Source organism: Salmonella sp. HY31 (assembly GCF_042604575.1).
Lineage (GTDB): Bacteria > Pseudomonadota > Gammaproteobacteria > Enterobacterales > Enterobacteriaceae > Salmonella > Salmonella diarizonae.
The window spans coordinates 2,541,793-2,560,952 of sequence record NZ_CP170479.1 but is presented as its reverse complement, the minus strand read 5'-3'; the positions used below and the strand labels follow the sequence as shown (position 1 = coordinate 2,560,952).

Here is a 19,160-nt window from a genome sequence, read left to right as displayed (position 1 = left end):
GCGTCACCTTTCTGAAGTGCTGGGCTGTTTTTGCAAAGCGGTCATTGCAGAAAATGCATGGGGAAAATGGCGGATAATCTGCGTAAAAAAGGACCGGGCTTGTTGAATGGGATAGAAATGATCGCCGTCAATCACCACCGGGCCTGTAACGTGGCTCAGCCACTGACGCCAGGCATCGACCTGCTGCCAGGAGGCTTCGCGATCGTGGCTACCGCACAATAACAGCGCAGGCGTGCGCAGCGGCGGACAGACGTCGGGCGAGTCGTAGTGATAGCTCTCGGTGGCGTCAAAATCAGCGCGCAGAAGAGGAAGAAACAGCGACATTAATTCCTGGTTTTCCCGCAGTTCAGGAGAACATCCGCCAATGTCTATCAGTTCAGCGATAAAGTCGGCATCATCGCGATGGCTGAGCTGGCGTTCAGAATGCAGATGCGGGGCATGGCACCCGGAAATAATCAGTCCTTGCGGCGCATGCCCCCGTTGCTCCAGAAGTCGGCAGGTTTCAAACGCCACCTGCGCCCCCATGCTGTGCCCGGCGAGTAAAAGCGGCGTGTCAGGCGATACGGATGCTTCCAGCTCGTTCGCCAGCAGTGCCGCCAGTTGTGTAATGCTTCTGAGCGGTTCCAGATGGCGAAGGCGATCGCGCCCCGGCCAGATCACCAGAGAAAGCGCGCAATCAGCCAGTTGCTCAGCTTGCCAGTGGCGAAACGCGCTACTGCTGCCGCCAGCGAAAGGGCACATGACCAGATGCGCAGTATTGCCGTTCCGGGCGGGCCACAGCGGGATGCACATTGCAGATTGCGTCACAGCGCCTCCTTATCATCATCGTTGTAGAAACCGGCTAACCGGTCGTGGTGCGGCGGCGTCAGGCGTCTGATCTCCGCATTGCCGGTCTGACGTAGAATCTGCTGCCATAAACGTGATAACGCGATCTGATGTACGCTTTGGCAGGCCGCTGGTGGATGTTCGCCCGCCAGATGGCTGCGCAACTGGTGTAGCAACCAGCTGACACCCTCCGGCCCGACGGTTTCGCAGCAGTCACGCCAGCTCAGGGGGGCCGCGCTGCGCGTCAGACCCGGCGGATCGCGCAGGATTTCCGGTCTGCGATAGAGACTGTGAGCGTTCTCCTGATGGTCTGCGACAAACAGGCTGGATGACCAGATGACGGGGCCGTAGCTCGCCTCCAGCGAAAGATGACCTTCCGGCCAGCCCAGCAGCAGGCGGTGCATGATAAGGCTATGCATATCTGGATCGTCAGGATCGAGATAGCGCTGAAGCAGCAGGCAGGCTTCTCCCTTCGGCCAGAAGAGTCTCAGACAGTGAAAATCGCTAAAGCTGCCAACCACGTCGCACTCCACGGCGACGGCATCAACGCCCAGAGCCAGCAACAACAAATCCAGCGTGGAGTAGAGCAACTGACGGCTGGTGGTGGCGTGGACTACCGGCGGCGTTTTAGCCAGGCAGTGACGCAGTTGCTGCGCATCGCGAAGCCATGTGCGTCCCGCGCGCGTATGCGGATAAAATGTGTTTACCCAATAGCAGCAACCCTGTTTCTGCGCCAGCGTTTGTAAGGAACTGATGTCATCCGGGTGGAGGGGATGCTCCTGAATGACGTGTACGCCGCGCGCCAGAAAGTGTCTGGCAAGCTGCGTACCGGTTCCTCCGGCGACGGTCGAACGCACGACAATACAGGCGATATCCGGCATTCTGGTTATCTGTTCCGGCGAGGTATACAGCGGAATGCCAAACGCATGGGCCAGCTCTCTTGAACGGGCGCTTCCTTGCGCCAGCAGGCCAACCAGTTCCAGCCCCTCCGGGGGCTGCATAAAGGCATTCAGGTACATTTCGCCAAATTTGGCGCCCACAATCAGTACGCGTTGTTTTGGGGAGGCGGACGACATCATAACGTGTTCTCCGGTTGCGTTGAGGTTGCGCAAAGCCAGCGCGTAATGTGTTGCGCACAAGCCTGAACGTGGGGGGCTTCCATCATGATTTGCCAGTGGCTGGCTTCAATCACATAGCCGTCGGCGTTGTTTATCCAGCCCTGCCACTCGGTTTCTGCTGGCGTCCAGCGCGCGGGTCTCCCGGCGGCATACACCATGAGACAGGGGACCGGAACGCTTTCGCCCGGCGTATGCTCAGTCAGTAAACGCAGCAGATGCGCGATGTTGTCGAGCCACGTTTCTGCCGCTTGCAGCGTCAGGTTTTGCGACACCATACCGGCCGTTTTAGCGAGACCGATAAAGTCAGCAAGCTGGCTGTCGGGCGTCTGCTGGTCGAAATGTTCGGGTAGCGCCAGAGGCGTTTGTTCTTCGGCTAACAGGCGCAGCAGGGCCGCCCGGTTGTCGCAACAGAAATCCTGTCGGCACACGGGATCGATTAACACCATGCGAACCTGCTCGCCTTTGGCGTACAGGCGCTGTGCGGCACCCGCCGCGAGAAACGCGCCATACGACCAACCCGCCAGCACATAAGGGCCGTGAGGCTGCTGGCGACGGATGCACCCGACATACTCATCGATCATCTGGTCAAGCGTGGCAAAGCGCAGCGGCGATTTTGCTTGCAGGCCGAAAACGCGCCTGTTCAGCGCGCTGGCGAGCGGTAGCCAGGCGCTGATATCGCCGTCCGAAGCGTGGAAGACAAACAGGGTTTCCTCGCCGTCGCCCTGACAAAGGGGAACCGGGTTGTCCTCTCCTGACGTAGCCGTCTGTAGATGGGCGCAGAAGTCGCTCAGCGTCGAATGGCTGAACAGATCCTGAAGGTTAGCCCTGGCAATCCCTCTCCGGTTTAGCTGCGCGACCATCCTTGTCGCCATCAGGCTGTCGCCGCCCAGTTCGAAAAAGTCGTGATGCCTTGCCACGGGGCGAGACAGCAGCGATTGCCAGAGTTCAGCCACCTGTTTTTCCAGCGCCGGATTCCCCCCGGCAACTGGCGTGGGTTTGGGTGGCTCAATCAGCGCATCAGACGGGGCATGCTGCGGCGTAAATAACGTTTCTCTTTGCCGGATCTGTAAAACGGGCAGACCGATGCCAAAGCGCTGCTGTAAATAGCGGCTCACGGCTTCTTTATTCGGGCGATTTACGCCAGGCGAACGCGCCAGCAGCAGATGCTGGCGCAGCGGCGACGATTCCTGCGTGGGCCACGCCAGCTCGTTTGCAAACCCGGCCTGAACGAGAACCTCCTGCCATGCGGAGCGGGTGAGCATCGGTTTCTCATCCCGGCGGCGGAAATCGCGGTATCCGCTTAATCCCTCAATAAAGCCCACGCTCGCCAGTTGGAATACGCTGTTTCGCTCCGTCGCTTCAACGATCAGCAAACGTCCGCCGGCTTTCAGCAACAGTTTTAATCTGCGCAACGTCTGGACGACATGGCTGGCGTCGTGGAGCACATTGACGGCAACGATCAGGTCGTAACCCGCCTCCGGGTGGGCGGTGAAATCCAGCGGCTGGTTGATGTCGAATAAGGCATAAGACACCCGCGATTCATCATGGAAACGGGCTCTGGCGTCATTGAGGAACTGTGCGGAGACGTCCGTGAAGTGGTACGACTGCCGCGTGTTCCGCGTGGCCTTCAGTACCGGCGCGGTAGTGGCTGCGGTTCCGGCGCCAACCTCCAGAATCCGTTCTGCGCCGCACAAGGCGGCAATCTGCGCGATATAGCGATTCAGACAGGCGCTGGCGGGGTTGTCGCGATACAGCGCGTCGGTCACGCGATGCTGCTCGTTGAACAGCAATTCCAGCGGTGAACACTGCCCGGAGAAGAGGGCGTCGTGCCGGGCGATGCAGGTTTCCAGATACTGCGCCAACGCCTGGCTCCATTGGCTTTGCGGGCACGCTTCCTGAGGCTCAGGAATCTCGCTGAGCGGAACGCGGCAGCGCCAGCTTTCACCCTCGCGGATTAACCACTCTCTTTCCGTCAGACACTGTAGCCACTGGCGCAGCAGACGCTGGTGAGATGCTTGCGCGGACAGCGCCTGTACTATTGCGCTAAAGCGATGGGCGATCTCCGGCGTGGTAAACAGGCTGTGACGATTTAGCGTAGCCGCGATCCCCTGTAGCGCACGCGCCTCCAGCCAGCGCCAGGTCGCCTCCAGTTCATCAAGCTGCACCTGCGCAGGCAACGGCAGCGCCAGTTGGGCGAGATCGTGCTCATCGGGCGTCGCCGCTGATGGCGACGGATCATCGGCCATCACGATATCCAGCGTCAACGCGCCTTGTTCGGCTATTTCCGCTCTGGTCTGCCGGATGCCGGGGTATTCGAGCGTCGCCTGCTCAATATCCCGCAGGTCGTAGTCTGTCTGTGCGTTCAGCGGCCAGCGTCGACGGGGAATGTGCCCGGCGATGCCGCTGGCGAGAGTCTTCAGGCTTTCAGGAGCGGCAATGACGGCTTGCAGGATGGCGCAATAGTCATTAAACATTGCCTCGGCAGCGCCGGGTTCCAGCACGTTGTCCATGCAGTACCAGCTAAACATCAACTCGCCGTCGCTCTCCATGACCTGATGATCCAGCCAGACCTGCGGCGTTTGCGTGAACACATAGCAGGGTTCGCCGAACAGATGGCTCATTGCCTGATCGATAGTCATGCCTTCCAGCGTCATCCCCAGCATACTGGTAAACACCACCGGCATCAGCGGTTGACGTTGTGACCCGCGCAGGCGGCCCAGCTCACGGATCACCTCAACACCGTTCATTTCACTGTGCGCCATGTTTTGCCAGAGGCGCTGTTGGGTCTGTTGCATCTGCTCTTGCAACGTCACCGGCGTTGAGAAGTTAAAATCAACCAGCGTGACGGAGGTAAAATCACCAATCAACTGGTTGATTTGCGGATGGATCGGCTGACGATTGAAGAAAGTCAGGTTCAGCGTAAATGCCGTGGTGCGGCTCCAGCGCTCAAGGGTGGCGGCAAACAGCGTGAGCAGTGCGGCAGACGGTGTGACGCCTTGCTGCTGCCAGCGCTGTTTCACGGCCTGCCATTCTTTCTTGCCGATCGTCGATTTGAAAGTGGTGAAGTGTGGCGTTTCCGGGGGTGTTTCAACCACCGGCAGCTCTGGCGCTAAGGGCAGTTGCGGCAGTTTTTCCTGCCAGTAATCCCAGGCATCGTGCCATGCCGATGTCTGTCGGCGCGCCTGTTCAGCCATCACATAATCACGGAAGGTGATATCGAGCGGCGCCAGTGTTTCGCCGCGCCAGACTTGCGCCAGATCGTCCATCATGACTTTAAAACTCTGCACATCAAACTGCAAAAGGTCGAGGTTCATGTGCAGGCGGTAATGGCAATCGTCGATTTCGCTGACCACCAGCTCAAAAAGAGGCCACTGGTCGGCAGGCAAAACGCGATAGCTCAGTTCATGCCGCCGTTTTTCCAGCGCTATACGCTGTTCTTCCGGGGAAAGCGCGCGCAGATCGTCGCGTGGGATGTGATACTCAGGCGTTGTCGCCAGGACTCGCTGCTGCCCGTCGGCATCAACCACCATACGCAACATATCGTGGCGAGCGATGAGCTGGTTCCATGCTTTCTCCAGTATAGCGAGATCAAACTCATCGTGGCGTTTATCCCACTCAAACAGGACGTGACAGGCGACGCCGCCATAGCCAATGAGGTGGGTTCGCCCCAGCCAGTAGGCGTGCTGAATGGGCGTCAAAGGGAAGGGCGCATAACGCTCGTCGGCGTCGTGCCGCAACACTTCCGGCTGCGAAGCGGCAGGCGTCGTCTCTGGCTTAGAACAGATAAGCTGCGTGAGTCCATGAGGAGACAGATCCTGCCACGCCCGTTCCGCATTGATGCGTACGCCCAGGTAGTGCTGAATATCGCTACTGAGTTCAAGGAAGAGCAGCGAGTCCATGCCGAGTTGTAACAGATCCTGGTTTGGGCGCAGTGATGCCGGATCGCTCAGCCTTAGCTGAACCGAAATCCGCTTTTTCAGCCATGCCATCACCGCCGTTTCATCGCTCAGGCTGCCGTTAAAGGCGTTGTCATCAGCAGGAGGAATGACAGGCGTGGCGGCTTTTTCTGTGGCGCTGATGTTAAACAGAGCCTGTTGTAACGGGGGCATTTTGTCGGTAAAAACGCGCATCGCCAGTCGCCACGGGGTGCCGCGCATCACCGCCTGTTCCAGGTGCCAGCAGCCTTCGGCATCGCTTAACGCGCCCATACCGCGGTTGGCGAGCGTCGCCAGCATTTCCGGCGTGGCCGCCCGACCGCTTTCTCCCCATGCGCCCCAGGCGACAGAGAGCGTTTTCGGCGCATCAAGGGTGGAAAACTGCTGGGCCAGCCCGTCCAGGTAGCCGCAGGCCAGCGCATGGGCGCTCTGACCCGGCGCGCCGAGGGTGGCGGCAGCGGAAGAGTAGAGAATAAGATAGCGTCCGTCGTGGTTGCGCAGGGTTTGCAACAGTTGGTTTGCCGCCTGCGCTTTTACCGCAAAAACGGCGGCCAGCTGGTGGTCATCAAGCTCCTGCAAGGGCGCGTCAGCCAATACGCCAGCGGCATGAATCGCTCCGGCAATGCCGCCGTTGGCCGCCAGATCGTCAAGAACCGTGGCCAGTTGCCCGGCATCGCCCACATCACAACGGCAGACGCGCGTTTGCCCGCCCTCCACATCGCGTAGCCATGACTCATCCACGCGCGGTGCCAGCAGGGCGATGCGTCGCGCCCCTTTTTCTCTGAGCCAGTTCACGGCAAGGCGGCCTAATCCACCAAACGCTCCGGTCACCAGATGCCAGCGGTTATCGCCGGTAAACACGTTTGCCGGTAATTCGGCGGCGCATCCCGTATTGGGCGCCAGTGAAGGGAGCCAGAGGGTGTTACCCCGCGCGGCAAGCCAGCGCTGTGATAGTGAGACTGCGCTCAACCCTTGATGTAGCGTTTCCCACGGGGTGTTTTCGGCGAGATCGATGGCGGCAATCAACCGTTCCGGCTGTTCGTTGGCCGCGACGCGAAGCAAGGCCCATAGCGCGTGATGGGACGCAGAGAGCGCTTCATTTTCCTCGACTCGCCACGCGCGGCGAGTGACCACAATCAATCCGGCTGCGCTGGCGGTGAGCGCTGCTATCACTTTCTCCGCTAAGGCCAGCGTATCCTCGCTCTCCTCAACAATCATCAGTCGCGAAGAGGCGTGCGGATCGTGAATGATGCCGTATTGCGCCAGCTCGTCGCGGCGCGCAAGCATACCGGCGCTGAAGTTGAAGGTAAGCGGATGGTCAACGCTGGCGATGTTGAGGGGCGTCCAGCGCCATTGATAATGCGTTTGCGGTGCAGGAAGAGGCGCGGCGGGCGATAGCGGCAGCCACTTACCATCAGGATGACGGGCTTCAACGCGCATCTGACCGCGGGAAAAGGCTTCGTTTTGCCAGCTTAAGCGAACCTCCCCCAGCCACTCCGGGGCGGCGACGAGGGGCGGTTCCACAGACAGATCGTCGCCATGACGCTGTGAGAGCAGACGCCAGGCCTCCTGCCAGCGGGCGTTAAACTGTTCAGGCTGACCTGCGCAATCAGACCAGTCGGCAAGATAGTCACCGTTATCCGTCAGCGCCTGCCCCAACACGGGTTCTGATGGTGCGGTGAATGTTACGGCACTAACCGCCTGACCGGGCAGCGTGGCGAGAATGATATGTTCGCTCATCCCGGCGGTCGGGCTGTCGTCCTGCGGTAGCCACGCCACTTTGCTGAATCCGGCGTGGCGGCACTGTTGCTGCCACTGAGCGGTGGTGAGGAATAGCTCACCTTCGCGGGCGTCGAGATCCTGTAGCGGAAGAACCAGCGGGCCGAAAACGAAATCAAACAGACGCATTGGCTGGGTGATTTCGCGCATCAGCAGACGCCCGCCCGGCTTGAGCAGGGGGCGCAGATTATCGAGCGTGCGGCCAATATGGCGGGTGGCGTGAATCACGTTCGCCGCCACAATGAGATCGTAAGACTGTGCCTGGAAACCCTGCGATTGCGCCTCTTTTTCGAGATCCAGCTCGCTATACTTCACAAAATCATAGTCGGCGAATTTCTGCTGGGCGCGGCGGGTGAACAGCGCCGAGATATCGGTGAAATGGTACTCCAGCGCCGGAACGCCGCTGAGTTCCGGCAGCAGCCACGCGGTGGTGCCGCCGGTTCCGCCGCCAACTTCAAGAATACGCAATGGCTGGCGGGGCTGACGCGTCTGGACAATGCCGCGTAATACCCCAGCGGCGATTTGGTTGAAATAGCGACCAAAGCTGAATTCCTGATACAACACCTCCACGCCGTCAGAGGCGCTTTGCGGGAAGATAATCGCCACCGGTTCTTCCGCGCCGCTCATCATTTCATATAACCGATCGCCGGCACGGGCGATGGTGTCGGGAATAGCCTGAAAACCTTCACAATAACCGGCAAGTTCCGTCAGCAGTGATTCCCGCTGTTGATGTTCAATGGGGCGGGCGCGAGCATATCGCCCGTCGGTGCAGCGGTAATCGCCGTCGACCACGCAGTTATTCAGCAGGCGCTGGAGTAGCTGCTGGTAGCGGGGCAGCAGACGTCCACGGCGCATGATGGTCATGGCGTCCACACCGTTTTCAATGGCATCGTCGGTACAGCGTTGTACCAGTTGATCGACGTAGATGGCGTGCAGTCGCGTGGCGCACTGTTTAAGCGCTTCCAGACGGGGGAGATCGAGCGCTGTCGCGGCGCGACTCGCCACCTCCAGCCCGGCAGACAGCGCTGCGTCGGCAGGCTCGCAGGCCGGGGAGACGCGCTCTTTCCAGTAACGCTCAGTATCAAACGGATAACATGGCGCAGCGATACGTTGTCCATCGCCCGCCAGTAGGTCGGCCCACGGTAGGGCGACGCCGGCAGCGTAAAGCTGGAGCAGGGCCTGATTGAGGACATCGCTCGCCTCTTTGTTACGCCGGGCGCTGGCTATCCAGTATGCGTTATCGCGGTATTCGCGCTGCCCGGAAGCAACCAACTGGGCATCGGGTCCCATCTCCAGAAAAACGCGGGCGCCGAGCTGATGCGCCATCTGGATACTCTGGATAAAACGCACCGGCTGACGCATGTGTCGGCGCCAGTAATCCGCCTGGTTGAGCGTTGACTCATCAATGACGTCGGCGGTGAGCGTGGAAATAATCGGTATTTGCCCCGGCTCTGCGTGCAGCCCCGCGCAGGCGGCCTGGAACCGATCGAGTATCGGTTCCAGTAAAGCGGAGTGCGCCGCGCCGGTTACGCTCAGGCGACGATAGTCAATGTCATGCTGCGAGAGCGTGGCGCAAAATATCGCGAGACGGGCTTCCGGCCCGGAAAATACCGTATGTTGCGTACCGTTGTTGGCGGCGAGATCCAGCTCAAACTGACGAGCCAGCGGCATCAGCGTGTCTTCGTCTGCAAATACCGCCACCATTGCGCCGCTTGCGCACTGCTGCATCAGTGCGCCGCGTCGACAAACCAGTGGCATGACCTGTTCAATCGTATAGTGTCCGCAGACGACGGCAGCGGCAAATTCACCGACGGAATGCCCAATGGCGAAATCTGGCTTCAGTCCTTCAGCGCGCCAGTGCGCCGCCATCGCGATTTCAAACGCGACAATCGCTGGCTGCGCCCAGGCCATATTGTCCAGCTGCGCCGAATCGGGGTTAAACATCGCTTCGCGCAGTGACGGCGTGAGCATTTCGCTACAGGCGGAAAAACAGCGATCCAGCGTGTCGGCAAACGCCGTTGAGTGCCGGTACATTGTCTGACCCATAGTGCGCCAGTGCGAGCCCTGGCCGGTAAACAGCCACACCTGCTTGCCGCTGGCACCGTGGCCGCTGTAAACCAGCGCCCCCGATTTCTCACCGGCCCAGGCGCTGAGCGCCGCAGCGGTTTCACGGTTTAATGGCGCTGCCAGGCGGAAGGGAAGATCGAGACGGCGCGCGTGCAGGGCCGTGAAGGCCAGAGAGCGGGCATCCGCATTATCCCTTAGCGCTCCGGCATAATCCGTCGCCAGCCGCCGCAACGCGCTGTCGCTGGCGGCGCTGAGCAGCAACGCGGTACTTTTTCTGCCGCCATCCGTGTTGGGGAGGCGCGCGTTGAGCGCGTCGGGCAGCGAGGCGACGATCATATGGCAGTTGGTGCCGCCAATACCAAAGGAGGAGACGCCCGCATAACGCATTTCGTCCTGCCACGCCTGCGCTGACACCGGTATGGTAAAGGGGCTCTCTTCAAGTTTCAGCGCCGGGTTGGGGGTGTGAAAATTCAGTAAGGGTGGAATTTGTCCGCGGCTGACTGCCAGAACGGTTTTTAGCAGTCCGGCAATGCCCGCCGCGGTATCCAGATGCCCCATATTACTTTTCACGGAACCGAGCGCACAGCGCTGATCCTGCGGGCGAGGCGCATAGACGTTGCGTAACGCTTCAATTTCAATCGCGTCGCCCAACGGTGTGCCGGTGCCGTGGGTTTCAATGTAACCTACCTGCCTGTCGTCGATGGCCGCCAGCATTAACGCCTCTTCGATGACCGCCTGTTGCCCTGCGACGGAAGGGGCGGTATAGCCGACCTTTCTGTTGCCGTCGTTGTTGACCGCGCTGGAGAGGATCACCGAGATAATCGGATCGCCTGACAGTAGCGCATCTCTCAGGCGACGTAACACCACGCAGCCGAGACCGTTACCGGCCCAGGTGCCCTCAGCCGAGGCGTCAAAGGGACGACAGTGACCATCAGGAGAGAAAATCATTCCGGGCTGGTAGCGATAGCCTGCCTGCTGGGGGAAAGAGAGCGCCACGCCGCCGGCAATCGCCATATCGGATTCGCCTGCGCGCAGGCTTTCACAGGCCAGATGTACGGCAACCAGCGAGCTGGAGCAGGCGGTCTGTACCGATAACGCCGGGCCGTGCAGGTTCAGTTTGTACGCGGCGCGGGTGGCAATATAGTCTTTATCATTGCCCATCAGAGATTGCAGACCCTTTACCTGCGCGACTTCTGTCACGTTCAATGCTTCGCGACCGGGGTAGGTACTCATCCGGGAAGAGGCGAAAACACCGGTCTTATGGGGGACGGCGCCGGGGGCATAACCGGCATGTTCCAGCGCATGCCAGACCGCCTGCAAAAACAGGCGCTGCTGCGGGTCCATCGACTCCGCTTCCTGTCGCGAATAGCCAAACAGGGTGGCGTCGAAGCAGTCGGCGTTGTCTAACACCGTACCGATATTGACATAATGAGGATCGTCAATGGTGGCGGCATCCAGACCGACGGCCAGAAGCTCTTCGCGCGTAAAGCGTCGGCTGCATTCACGACCTTCCAGCAGGTTTTGCCAGAACGTTTCGCCATCCGGCGATTCAGGAAAATGGCAGGCGTAGCCGATAACCGCGACAGGTTCGCAGTCCGGGTAGTGTTGAGCGATCGATGCATCAATGGAATCTGCTGTCGGCGCAGAAGAGAAGCGCAAGTTATCCATAATCGGTCTCGTTTCCTAAGATTCACAAAGTCAATGGAACGCCATGCGTTCGCGATGGCGTTTTGGGGAAAATCAGTTTGCTTCGCGCTATATCCGCCGCTGACGACGGCGAACAGGGCGAGGATGTTTTGTTTTTTCCACCGTGGCGACGCCGGCCAGATAATCGGCCAGGGCGGCAGGAGAAGGGTGGGTGAAGAGGTCAAGCAACGTCAGGGTGGAAAATTCGTGACGTTGTAACAAAACGTGTAGTTGCACCAGATTCAGTGACGTTGCGCCCGCCTCAAAGAAGTTTTCTGCGGGCGTGACAGACTCGCCAACCACCTCGCGGAAGGCGTCGCAAATCAGGCTGACGGTGCTCTCGTCCGCCGCAATGTGTGGCTGAGAGTGCTCAGGGCATACGCGCGGTGAGCGCTCTGCGCATTGCCCTGCGAATTTAACGGGAGGCACCAGCACGGCGAGCGGCAGTTGCCAGCCGCTTTCATCCTCGGCCATTCGGTTTAGCAATGCGCAATACTGTTCAAACTGGCGCTCCACCTGCCCGGCAGGAAACAGCGCGGCGACAAAATCCCAGTTAAAGCGCAGTTCGCCTTCGGATTCATAAACCTGGTGATCGAGCCAGACCTGCGGCGTCTGGGAGATGCCCCAGACCGGTTTGAGCAGATTACACCGGGCGAGGAAGTTATCCTGCTCAAAGCCCAGCGCGCTGGTAAAGACGACGGGCATCGGAATGGCTGGCACGTTTTGCCGTTGCGCCAGTTGACGCATCACGCGGATGGCCGACACATCGCGGTGGTTGAGGTTCTGGCTCAGCCGCTGCTGTAGTGACTGCGCGGTGTGCAGCCAGCTTTCGCCGGGATGCCAGCTCAGCAGCATCAGCGAGGTGAAATCGCCCAGAATCTGGTTGATTTGCGGGTGCAGCGGCCGCCTGTCGAAAAGCGTAAGGTTAAGCGTGAACTCAGGCTGCGCACTCCATGCAGAGAGAACCGTTGACCACACCGATAACAGTACGGCCGACGGGGTGAGATGGGCGTCAGCCGCCCGTTTTTTCAGACGATGCCAGCGCGTGCTGTCCAGCGCGCCGTTCAGGCGGGTGAAGCGCGGTGTTTCAACCTCCTGAGGCAAGCAGCGCAGCGGCAACGCAGGCGCCGGAGGAATATCATCAAGCTGCGCCTGCCACCATGCCAGAGAATCTGGATTGGGCGACTGTAGCGAGGGGTGTTGCAGATAATCCCTGAAGGTGACGGGCAGCGGCGGAGGCAACTGCTGCGGGTAGCGGTAGCCGTGCTCCAGCTCCGCCAGCAGGATCTGCATGCTCAGACCGTCAAGCAACAGGTTATCCAGACACAGCCACAGGCGGGCGGGCATCCCGTCCACGTATCCGACCTGGAGATCGAATACCGGCCACACTTCGGGGTTGAGTACCTGATGCGCCAGTTTTTCGCGCACCCGCAACGCCTCTTCAGGCGTATGGAGGGTGTGTGCGGTTATCACCCAGTGGGGCGTCTGTTCGAGCACCTGTTGCTGTCCATCACGTACGACGGCTCGAAGCATATCGTGGCGGGCGATTAATCGGTTCCAGACCGTCTCCAGCCGGGTGAGGTCCAGATCGGCAATTTCAAATTCAACAAAGAAATGTGAGCCGACGCCGCCCAGGGCAAAGCCCGGCTGACGCCCCACCAGGTAAGCCTGCTGCACGTCGGTAAGCGCAAAGGGCTGGTAGCGATCTTCAGGGGTGTGGACGAATGGTTGTTCGACCGGAACGTCGATTTTACGCAGCGTGGCGGCAAAATCCGCCAGCCGGGGATGATTAAACAGGTCGCTTAATTGCGCTTCATAACCTGCCTGATGAAGTTGTCCGGTCAGACGGGTCGCCAGCAGGCTATCGCCGCCTTGCTGGAAGAAGTCGGTTTCTCTGGTGACATTGCCAGTCGATAAGAGTTGCTGCCAGAGGGCGGCAACCTGTTTTTCAATGTCGCCCTGGGGTAAATCCGCTTCGGCCTGGTTTTCTGCTTCAGGAGTATGACGACGCTTCAGCGCCTGATAGTCAATCTTCCCGTTAGCCGTCAGCGGTAAGGCGTCGAGGAAGACGATCCGTTGCGGCACCATCCACCCCGGCAGGCGTCCGGCGAGGGCGGCCTGAAGTTGACGGGGATCGCGGCGCACCTGGCTATCGGGACATTGTACGAGGAAGCGTTGTAACCCCGCGACCTCATCGCCATGCTGACAGTTGAAGGCGGCTGCGCTAAATAACGCCGCCCAGTCGGCACTGTTATGCAGCAGGGCCTCCGGCTGTCCATCGGTTAACAGGAGCGTGCTGAGCAAGGCGGACGGCGTTAACTGGCGAAACTCCATCACGTAGAGCAGCGCGCCGGGAACGGCAAGCTGTTGTAATGTCGCAAGGAGCCCGGGATCTTCCGGCAGCAGACGATGCAGGGCGTTATTAAGCCAGATAATGTCCGCCGAGTGAGCGTGCGCCGCCAGCGTGTCTGCATTCCAGGGGGACAGACGGGCACCAGGCCAGGGGACGAGCCTCTGCCGGGCGCTCAGGAGCATCTCCTGGCTCTGCTCAAGCCCGACATACTCAACCTGTCCGGCGTTGAGCTGTACTAACAGCGATTCTGCGGCGCGGCCGGTGCGGGTTCCCACCTCAAGCAGGCGTACCGGGCGCTGTAAGCGCTGTGCAAGCTGTTGGCAAATTGTCGCCAGTTCCTGAATATATGGGGCGCTGGCCGGATGGTTGAAGGCCAGGCTTTCCGGCGACCACTGCACGTCGTTCAGTAACGACAGTTCGTCGCGGGTGCCGCGAAGAATTTGCGATAACGTTAAATCATGTCCGCTGAAATTCGGGTGCTCATCCTTGCGTTCTTCACCAGCGCAGACCTGATAACCTTCAGCAGCGGGCTTCAGTCGCCGTTGCGTCACCAGAAATGCTAACCAGCGTTCCACCACGGCCTGCCAGCGCGGCTGGATAGCGAGTGAGTTCATCAGGGGGAGAGGATCGGTGCCAGCGGTGTGACCCGGCTTCAGTTTTAACAGGCGATGCTGAAGGAAATCGGCTACCTGTTCTGCGGAGATCTCTGGCGAGATAGCACAACAGGGCAACGTTCCCGCAAGCGTGTGCCACGCCTGCGGCAGTGCCGGGTCCCGATGATCGGTAACGCAAAAAGCCTCGCCCTGAGGAACCACGTATGCCGCCAGCGTTTTTTCTTTTTCGCCGATCGCCAGAACGGTTGCTTGTTTCACCCCCGCCAACTGGCTGAGTGCGCTTTCGATTTCGCCCAGCTCGATGCGATATCCTCCGACTTTGACCTGCTTGTCGCGACGACCGAGGAACTCTATTGTGCCGTCTGGCCAGTAGCAGCCGAGATCGCCGGTGCGATACCAGCGCTCGTCCGGGTGCGTCAAAAATTGCTGCTCGCTGCGCAGGGGATCGTTGAAATAGCCTTCCGCGACCCCGATGCCGCCAATCCATAATTCGCCCGGCACCCAGTCAGGGCAGTCCCGGCCCCGTTCATCCACCACCCGGTAGCGTTGGTTGGTTAGCGGGAAACCGTAAGGGATGGAACGCCAGTGGGCGGGGACGTCGTGAATTTCGCAGGCGTTAGACCAGATAGACGCCTCGGTAGCGCCGCCCATCGCGATAAATTGTCCTTGTGGCCGGAAGGCCCGATAACGGGCGGGGAGGTCAAGCCCGATCCAGTCGCCGGAAAGCATCACTGCGCGCAGATTTTCCGGCGTGGCGTCGGCGAAACCTTCACACCAGGTCAGCAGCATATCGAACAGCGCCGGGACGCTGTTCCAGAGCGTGACCTGATGGCGCTGGATCAGCTCACACCATGCATGAGGATCGCGCCGTTGATTTTCCATCACCATCACCAGCGCGCCGCCCGCGCGCAGTACGCCAAAAATGTCGTAAACCGATAAATCAAAATGCAGGGCGGAGAGGGCCAGCACCCTGTCACCGGGGCCAACCTGATAGCGGGTATTGATATCGCAACAGGTGTTGAGCGCTCCCCGGTGAGAAATGACCACCCCTTTCGGCGTGCCGGTAGAGCCGGAGGTGTAGATAATGTAGGCCGGTTGCGTGGGGGCGCGTACCACCGGGTTGGCGATCGGCTCCGCCTCAATGGCCTGCTGCCAGGCAAGGACGGGAATATCGTCTGACCAGGCGCTGGCGTCGTGCTGGCAAATGAGCACCAGCCGGACGCTGGCGTCAGCGTAGATTTTCTCGCGCCGTGCGGCAGGCTGGTCCAGCGAAACCGGAACGTAAACCGCCCCGGCCAGCAGGGCGGCCAGAACCGCAACAAGTTGTCCTGCGCCTTTCGACATCGTGATAGCCACATTATCGCCGGGCTGAACCCCGCACTCGATTAACCTGCCCGCGCAACGGCGGGCATAGTCTGTCAGCTCATAATAATTCCACTGATAACGCATGTCCGTTACCGCCAGCGCCTGCGGCTGTTGCAGAGCGATACGGAAAATGCCTTCATGCAGCAAGCCTTCGGGAATGGGGGCACCGGTGGCGTTGACCTGTTCGCGTATCGCGCGCTGGCGGGCGGGCATCATATCTGCAAACGGCTTTTGCCAGGCGCTCTCGTCATCGCAGAGTTGGTTAATCAACTGGCAGTAGGCGTCGAACAACGTTTCGACTAACGCCGGAGGGAACAGCGCGTCGTTGCTGTCCCATTGCAGCCAGACCTCGCCGTGATGCTCGAACGCCAGATGATCTATCCAGACCTGCGGCGTTTGCGAGATGCCCCATTCCGGCTCGCCCAACGGCGATTCTGCGCGGCTGCTGTAGAGGGAACGTCCCAGATTGCTGGTAAATACCACCGGGGCACCGTGGGGGTAGCGCTGCTGGCGTCTGAGTTCACGGAGTAATTCGACGCCGGACCAGTGGCGATGCTCCCAGTCCTCCGTAAACGTGAGCTGGTTTTTACGCGCCAGGTTGCTGACGGTATCGCCATCGCAGGCGGTATCCAGCAGAAGAATATTGGTGAAATCGGCAAGCATCGCGCCAACTGCCGGGTGCAGCGGCTGGCGGTCGAATAAGGTGATGTTAAGCAGCAGACGCGTCAGGCCGCCCCAGCGAGCCAGCACGGCAGAAAAACAGGTCGCCAGCGCCATTGTCGGCGTCACGCCATACTCGCCGGCCCGGTTGCTAAAGGCGTGCCAGCATGTTGCCGGGACAATCATGCGGCGCCGGGTATTACGGACTTCGCGCAGTGTGGCGGGTTCGCAGGCCAGCGGCAAGACGGGTGCGGGGGGAAGCGTCGATGCTTTCGCCAGCCAGTAAGCGCGTGCGTTGTCTCTCAGTGGTTGATTGATCTTCTGCTGGTGCAGCAAATACGAACGGAAATCATAGCGGGTGTCGATAGCCGACAGCGATTCTCCGGCCAGCAGGGCGTTAAGCTCATCGAAGAAAAGCGTAAAGCTGGAGGCATCCATAATCAGCAGGTCAATATTGACATGGAGGCGGTGGCGATTGTCCGGCAAGAGCGTCAACTGAAAATCAAACGTTTCGCCGATTTCCACGCGTAAAAGACGGTGGCTCAGGCGCTGGCGCAGTACTTCCAGATAGGCCTGACGGCTTTCAGCGTCGTTATGGCGTAAATCATGAACGGTGACGCCGTTCCAGTAAGGTTGCGGTAGCCAGACCTGCTGCCCGTCGGGGCGAAAGGCGATATGCAGCATTGGGTGGCGTTGCAGCAAGGTCGTGATGGCCTGTTCCAGTTGCAACGCCGTTAGACAATGGCCTTCAAACTCCTGATACAGGTGGCAACCCACGCCGCCAAGCGTCTGCCCCGGCATGCGGCCCGTCAGGTAGGCGTGCTGTACCGGCGTCAATGGGAAGGGGGTACTTTCGGTCATATTCGGCCAGGATGATTCGTCGGGCAGCGTTTCTTCTTCCGCGTTCTCCGGCGACCGGCTGAGCATTAACTGGTTCCATGCCGCCAGCGTGGGGGCGGCATACAGCTCGCGAAGGGTAAGGCGGTAGCCATTTTTACGAAACCAGTGTAACCATCTCATCAACCTTATGGAATCCAGGCCGGCCTGGATCAGATTGCTCTCTTCATGTAACTGCTGCGGCGTTAAATTCAGTTCCTGTATAAGCCGCTCGCGTAATTGTTGGTAATCAGCCGCGTGGCGGTTGTCCGGTAACAGCGAATCCTGAGATGGTGCGCCAGAAATCATTCTTCCTCCTGATGGCACGTCTTACCGAAAAGCATTGTTAATATGAGAATAATAATTATTAACAATTGGACGCTACCCGAAACGGGTTTATTTATGCCCGTTTCGGGTTGGTAACAGGCGGAAAGAACAGAGGCCCGGATGGGGTATCCGGGCCTCTGTCTGGGAGGCGTTTATGGGGGCGCGACCCAGGTTACATCACGCGTTTAAAGGTCGAAGGGGTTACGCCAAACTGTTTCTGGAAGGCGGTAGAGAAATGGCTGGCGTTGGCATAGCCCAGATCGGCCGCCACCGTCATGACGGAGGTATTGCCGTTGGCCAGGCGTCTTCTGGCTTCCTGCATTCGTTCAGCCTGAAACAGGCCATAGACGCTGTTGTTGAACAGAACGCGGAAGCCTCGCTTAATTTTGAGAACGCTCAGACCGGACTCTCTGGCCAGCTCCGCGACGCCCGGCGCTTGCGTCAGATCAGCCAGCAGCAGATCCTTCGCCCGCAGCAGTTTCTGGCGTTCCATCGGGTTGAAGTGGCAGGAGAGGCAACTGGCGTCTTCGCGATGTTCATCCAGCACCAGACTGAGCATGACCAGACTTTGCCCCTGCAACCATAGCGTCGACGGCTTTTGTTCATGGCTGAAGCCGCCGTGCATGCGCATCAGCGCGTGACGCAAAGTCTGAGCCGTTAAGTGGGTTTCAGCATTACAACGCTGCTGCTGGCAACAGCATTGGGAGTCGATCTTATTCTTAATGACCGCGTTAATATCCGGCACCCACTGCGCGAGGGTTTCAGGACTGAAGGAAAGGGTAATGCTCTCGAATCGGCCACAACAGGAGGCGCTGCCGCGGCAGTCTGGTGTATGGGTAATGTAATGGCGATTGCGCGCAAGCTCCCAGTCGGTGTGGCGCCTGAGTCCCTGAATTGCAAAGCGTGATGTGCCTTCCAGGATGCACGAGAAGTTAATCCTGCCCAGATCGTCGTGTAGCTGCAACGTCTCAGGCCGCGCAAAATGGCCCCTCCAGAGCAAAATATCCATACCTTCCTGCAACGAACAGCGCAGCAGTTCACACTGAGCAGGAATATTGCCATCGTTTGCAGGTTTCCCAACCACCAACTGGTGAATAGAGATTTCAGATTGCGTTTGCGGTGACTCCGTCATGACCTGGTTATCTCCCTGTGGCTTAGACCAATGCGGGCATATACCCGTCATATTTCAAGTTGCATGTGCGTTGGCTACGGGTTACTCGGCCCATCCCTGGGCCTCGCCCGCCCTTACGGGCCGCCGCAAGCGGCGTTCAAATCTGTTCCAGACAGATTTGTCACTCACCCCAGTCACTTACTTCTGTAAGCTCCTGGGGCTTCCCTCGCTTGCCGCCTTCCTGCAACTCGAACTATTTAGGGTATAAATAGAACCGAATGGGGTAGAAGAGTTATTGATAATGCTTATTATTCACATTAATTCTCAGAACGCCACCCTGAATTGTCGTTTTTGGCGTCCGTAAAAATTCATCAGGAAATTCAGTCACTCCCATGTCATCTCAATCATCCAACACTGAATCGCTGTCCCGATTTCCTCTCTGGC

General features: G+C 59.3%; 5 protein-coding genes. All 5 read right to left on the bottom strand.

Translation table 11 applies throughout. From position 1 onward, the window contains the following. Positions 1-3: 3 nt before the first annotated feature. The 5 genes from ybtT to ybtA all read right to left on the bottom strand — a co-directional run bounded on the left by ybtT (position 4) and on the right by ybtA (position 18,737). Positions 4-807, bottom strand: coding sequence for a yersiniabactin biosynthesis thioesterase YbtT (gene ybtT / locus ACE15A_RS12100; RefSeq protein WP_023247668.1), 804 nt, complete (start codon positions 805-807; stop codon positions 4-6). After that, positions 804-1,904, bottom strand: a complete 1,101-nt coding sequence (gene ybtU / locus ACE15A_RS12095) for a yersiniabactin biosynthesis oxidoreductase YbtU (protein ID WP_053507902.1) — start codon at positions 1,902-1,904, stop codon at positions 804-806. Before ybtU ends, ybtT begins: the two co-directional genes overlap by 4 nt. Continuing rightward, on the bottom strand, positions 1,901-11,392 hold the full coding sequence (irp1, locus tag ACE15A_RS12090) for a yersiniabactin polyketide synthase HMWP1 (protein WP_053507903.1): 9,492 nt from the start codon (positions 11,390-11,392) through the stop codon (positions 1,901-1,903). Before irp1 ends, ybtU begins: the two co-directional genes overlap by 4 nt. An 87-nt stretch (positions 11,393-11,479) precedes the next feature. Then, entirely contained in the window at positions 11,480-17,587 is a 6,108-nt protein-coding gene (gene irp2, locus ACE15A_RS12085; RefSeq protein WP_064055940.1) for a yersiniabactin non-ribosomal peptide synthetase HMWP2, read from the bottom strand. Positions 17,588-17,777: 190 nt separating this feature from the next. Then, a complete protein-coding gene (ybtA, locus tag ACE15A_RS12080; RefSeq protein WP_053507905.1) occupies positions 17,778-18,737 on the bottom strand; it encodes a yersiniabactin transcriptional regulator YbtA in 960 nt (319 codons plus the stop codon). Between the last annotated feature and the right edge of the window lie 423 nt (positions 18,738-19,160).

Excerpts from the sequence above, each read along its gene's own strand:
- irp2 (WP_064055940.1), bottom strand. The coding sequence starts at position 17,587 with ATGATTTCTGGCGCACCATCTCAGGATTCGCTGTTACCGGACAACCGC.
- ybtU (WP_053507902.1), bottom strand. The coding sequence starts at position 1,904 with ATGATGTCGTCCGCCTCCCCAAAACAACGCGTACTGATTGTGGGCGCC.
- irp1 (WP_053507903.1), bottom strand. The coding sequence starts at position 11,392 with ATGGATAACTTGCGCTTCTCTTCTGCGCCGACAGCAGATTCCATTGAT.
- ybtA (WP_053507905.1), bottom strand. The coding sequence starts at position 18,737 with ATGACGGAGTCACCGCAAACGCAATCTGAAATCTCTATTCACCAGTTG.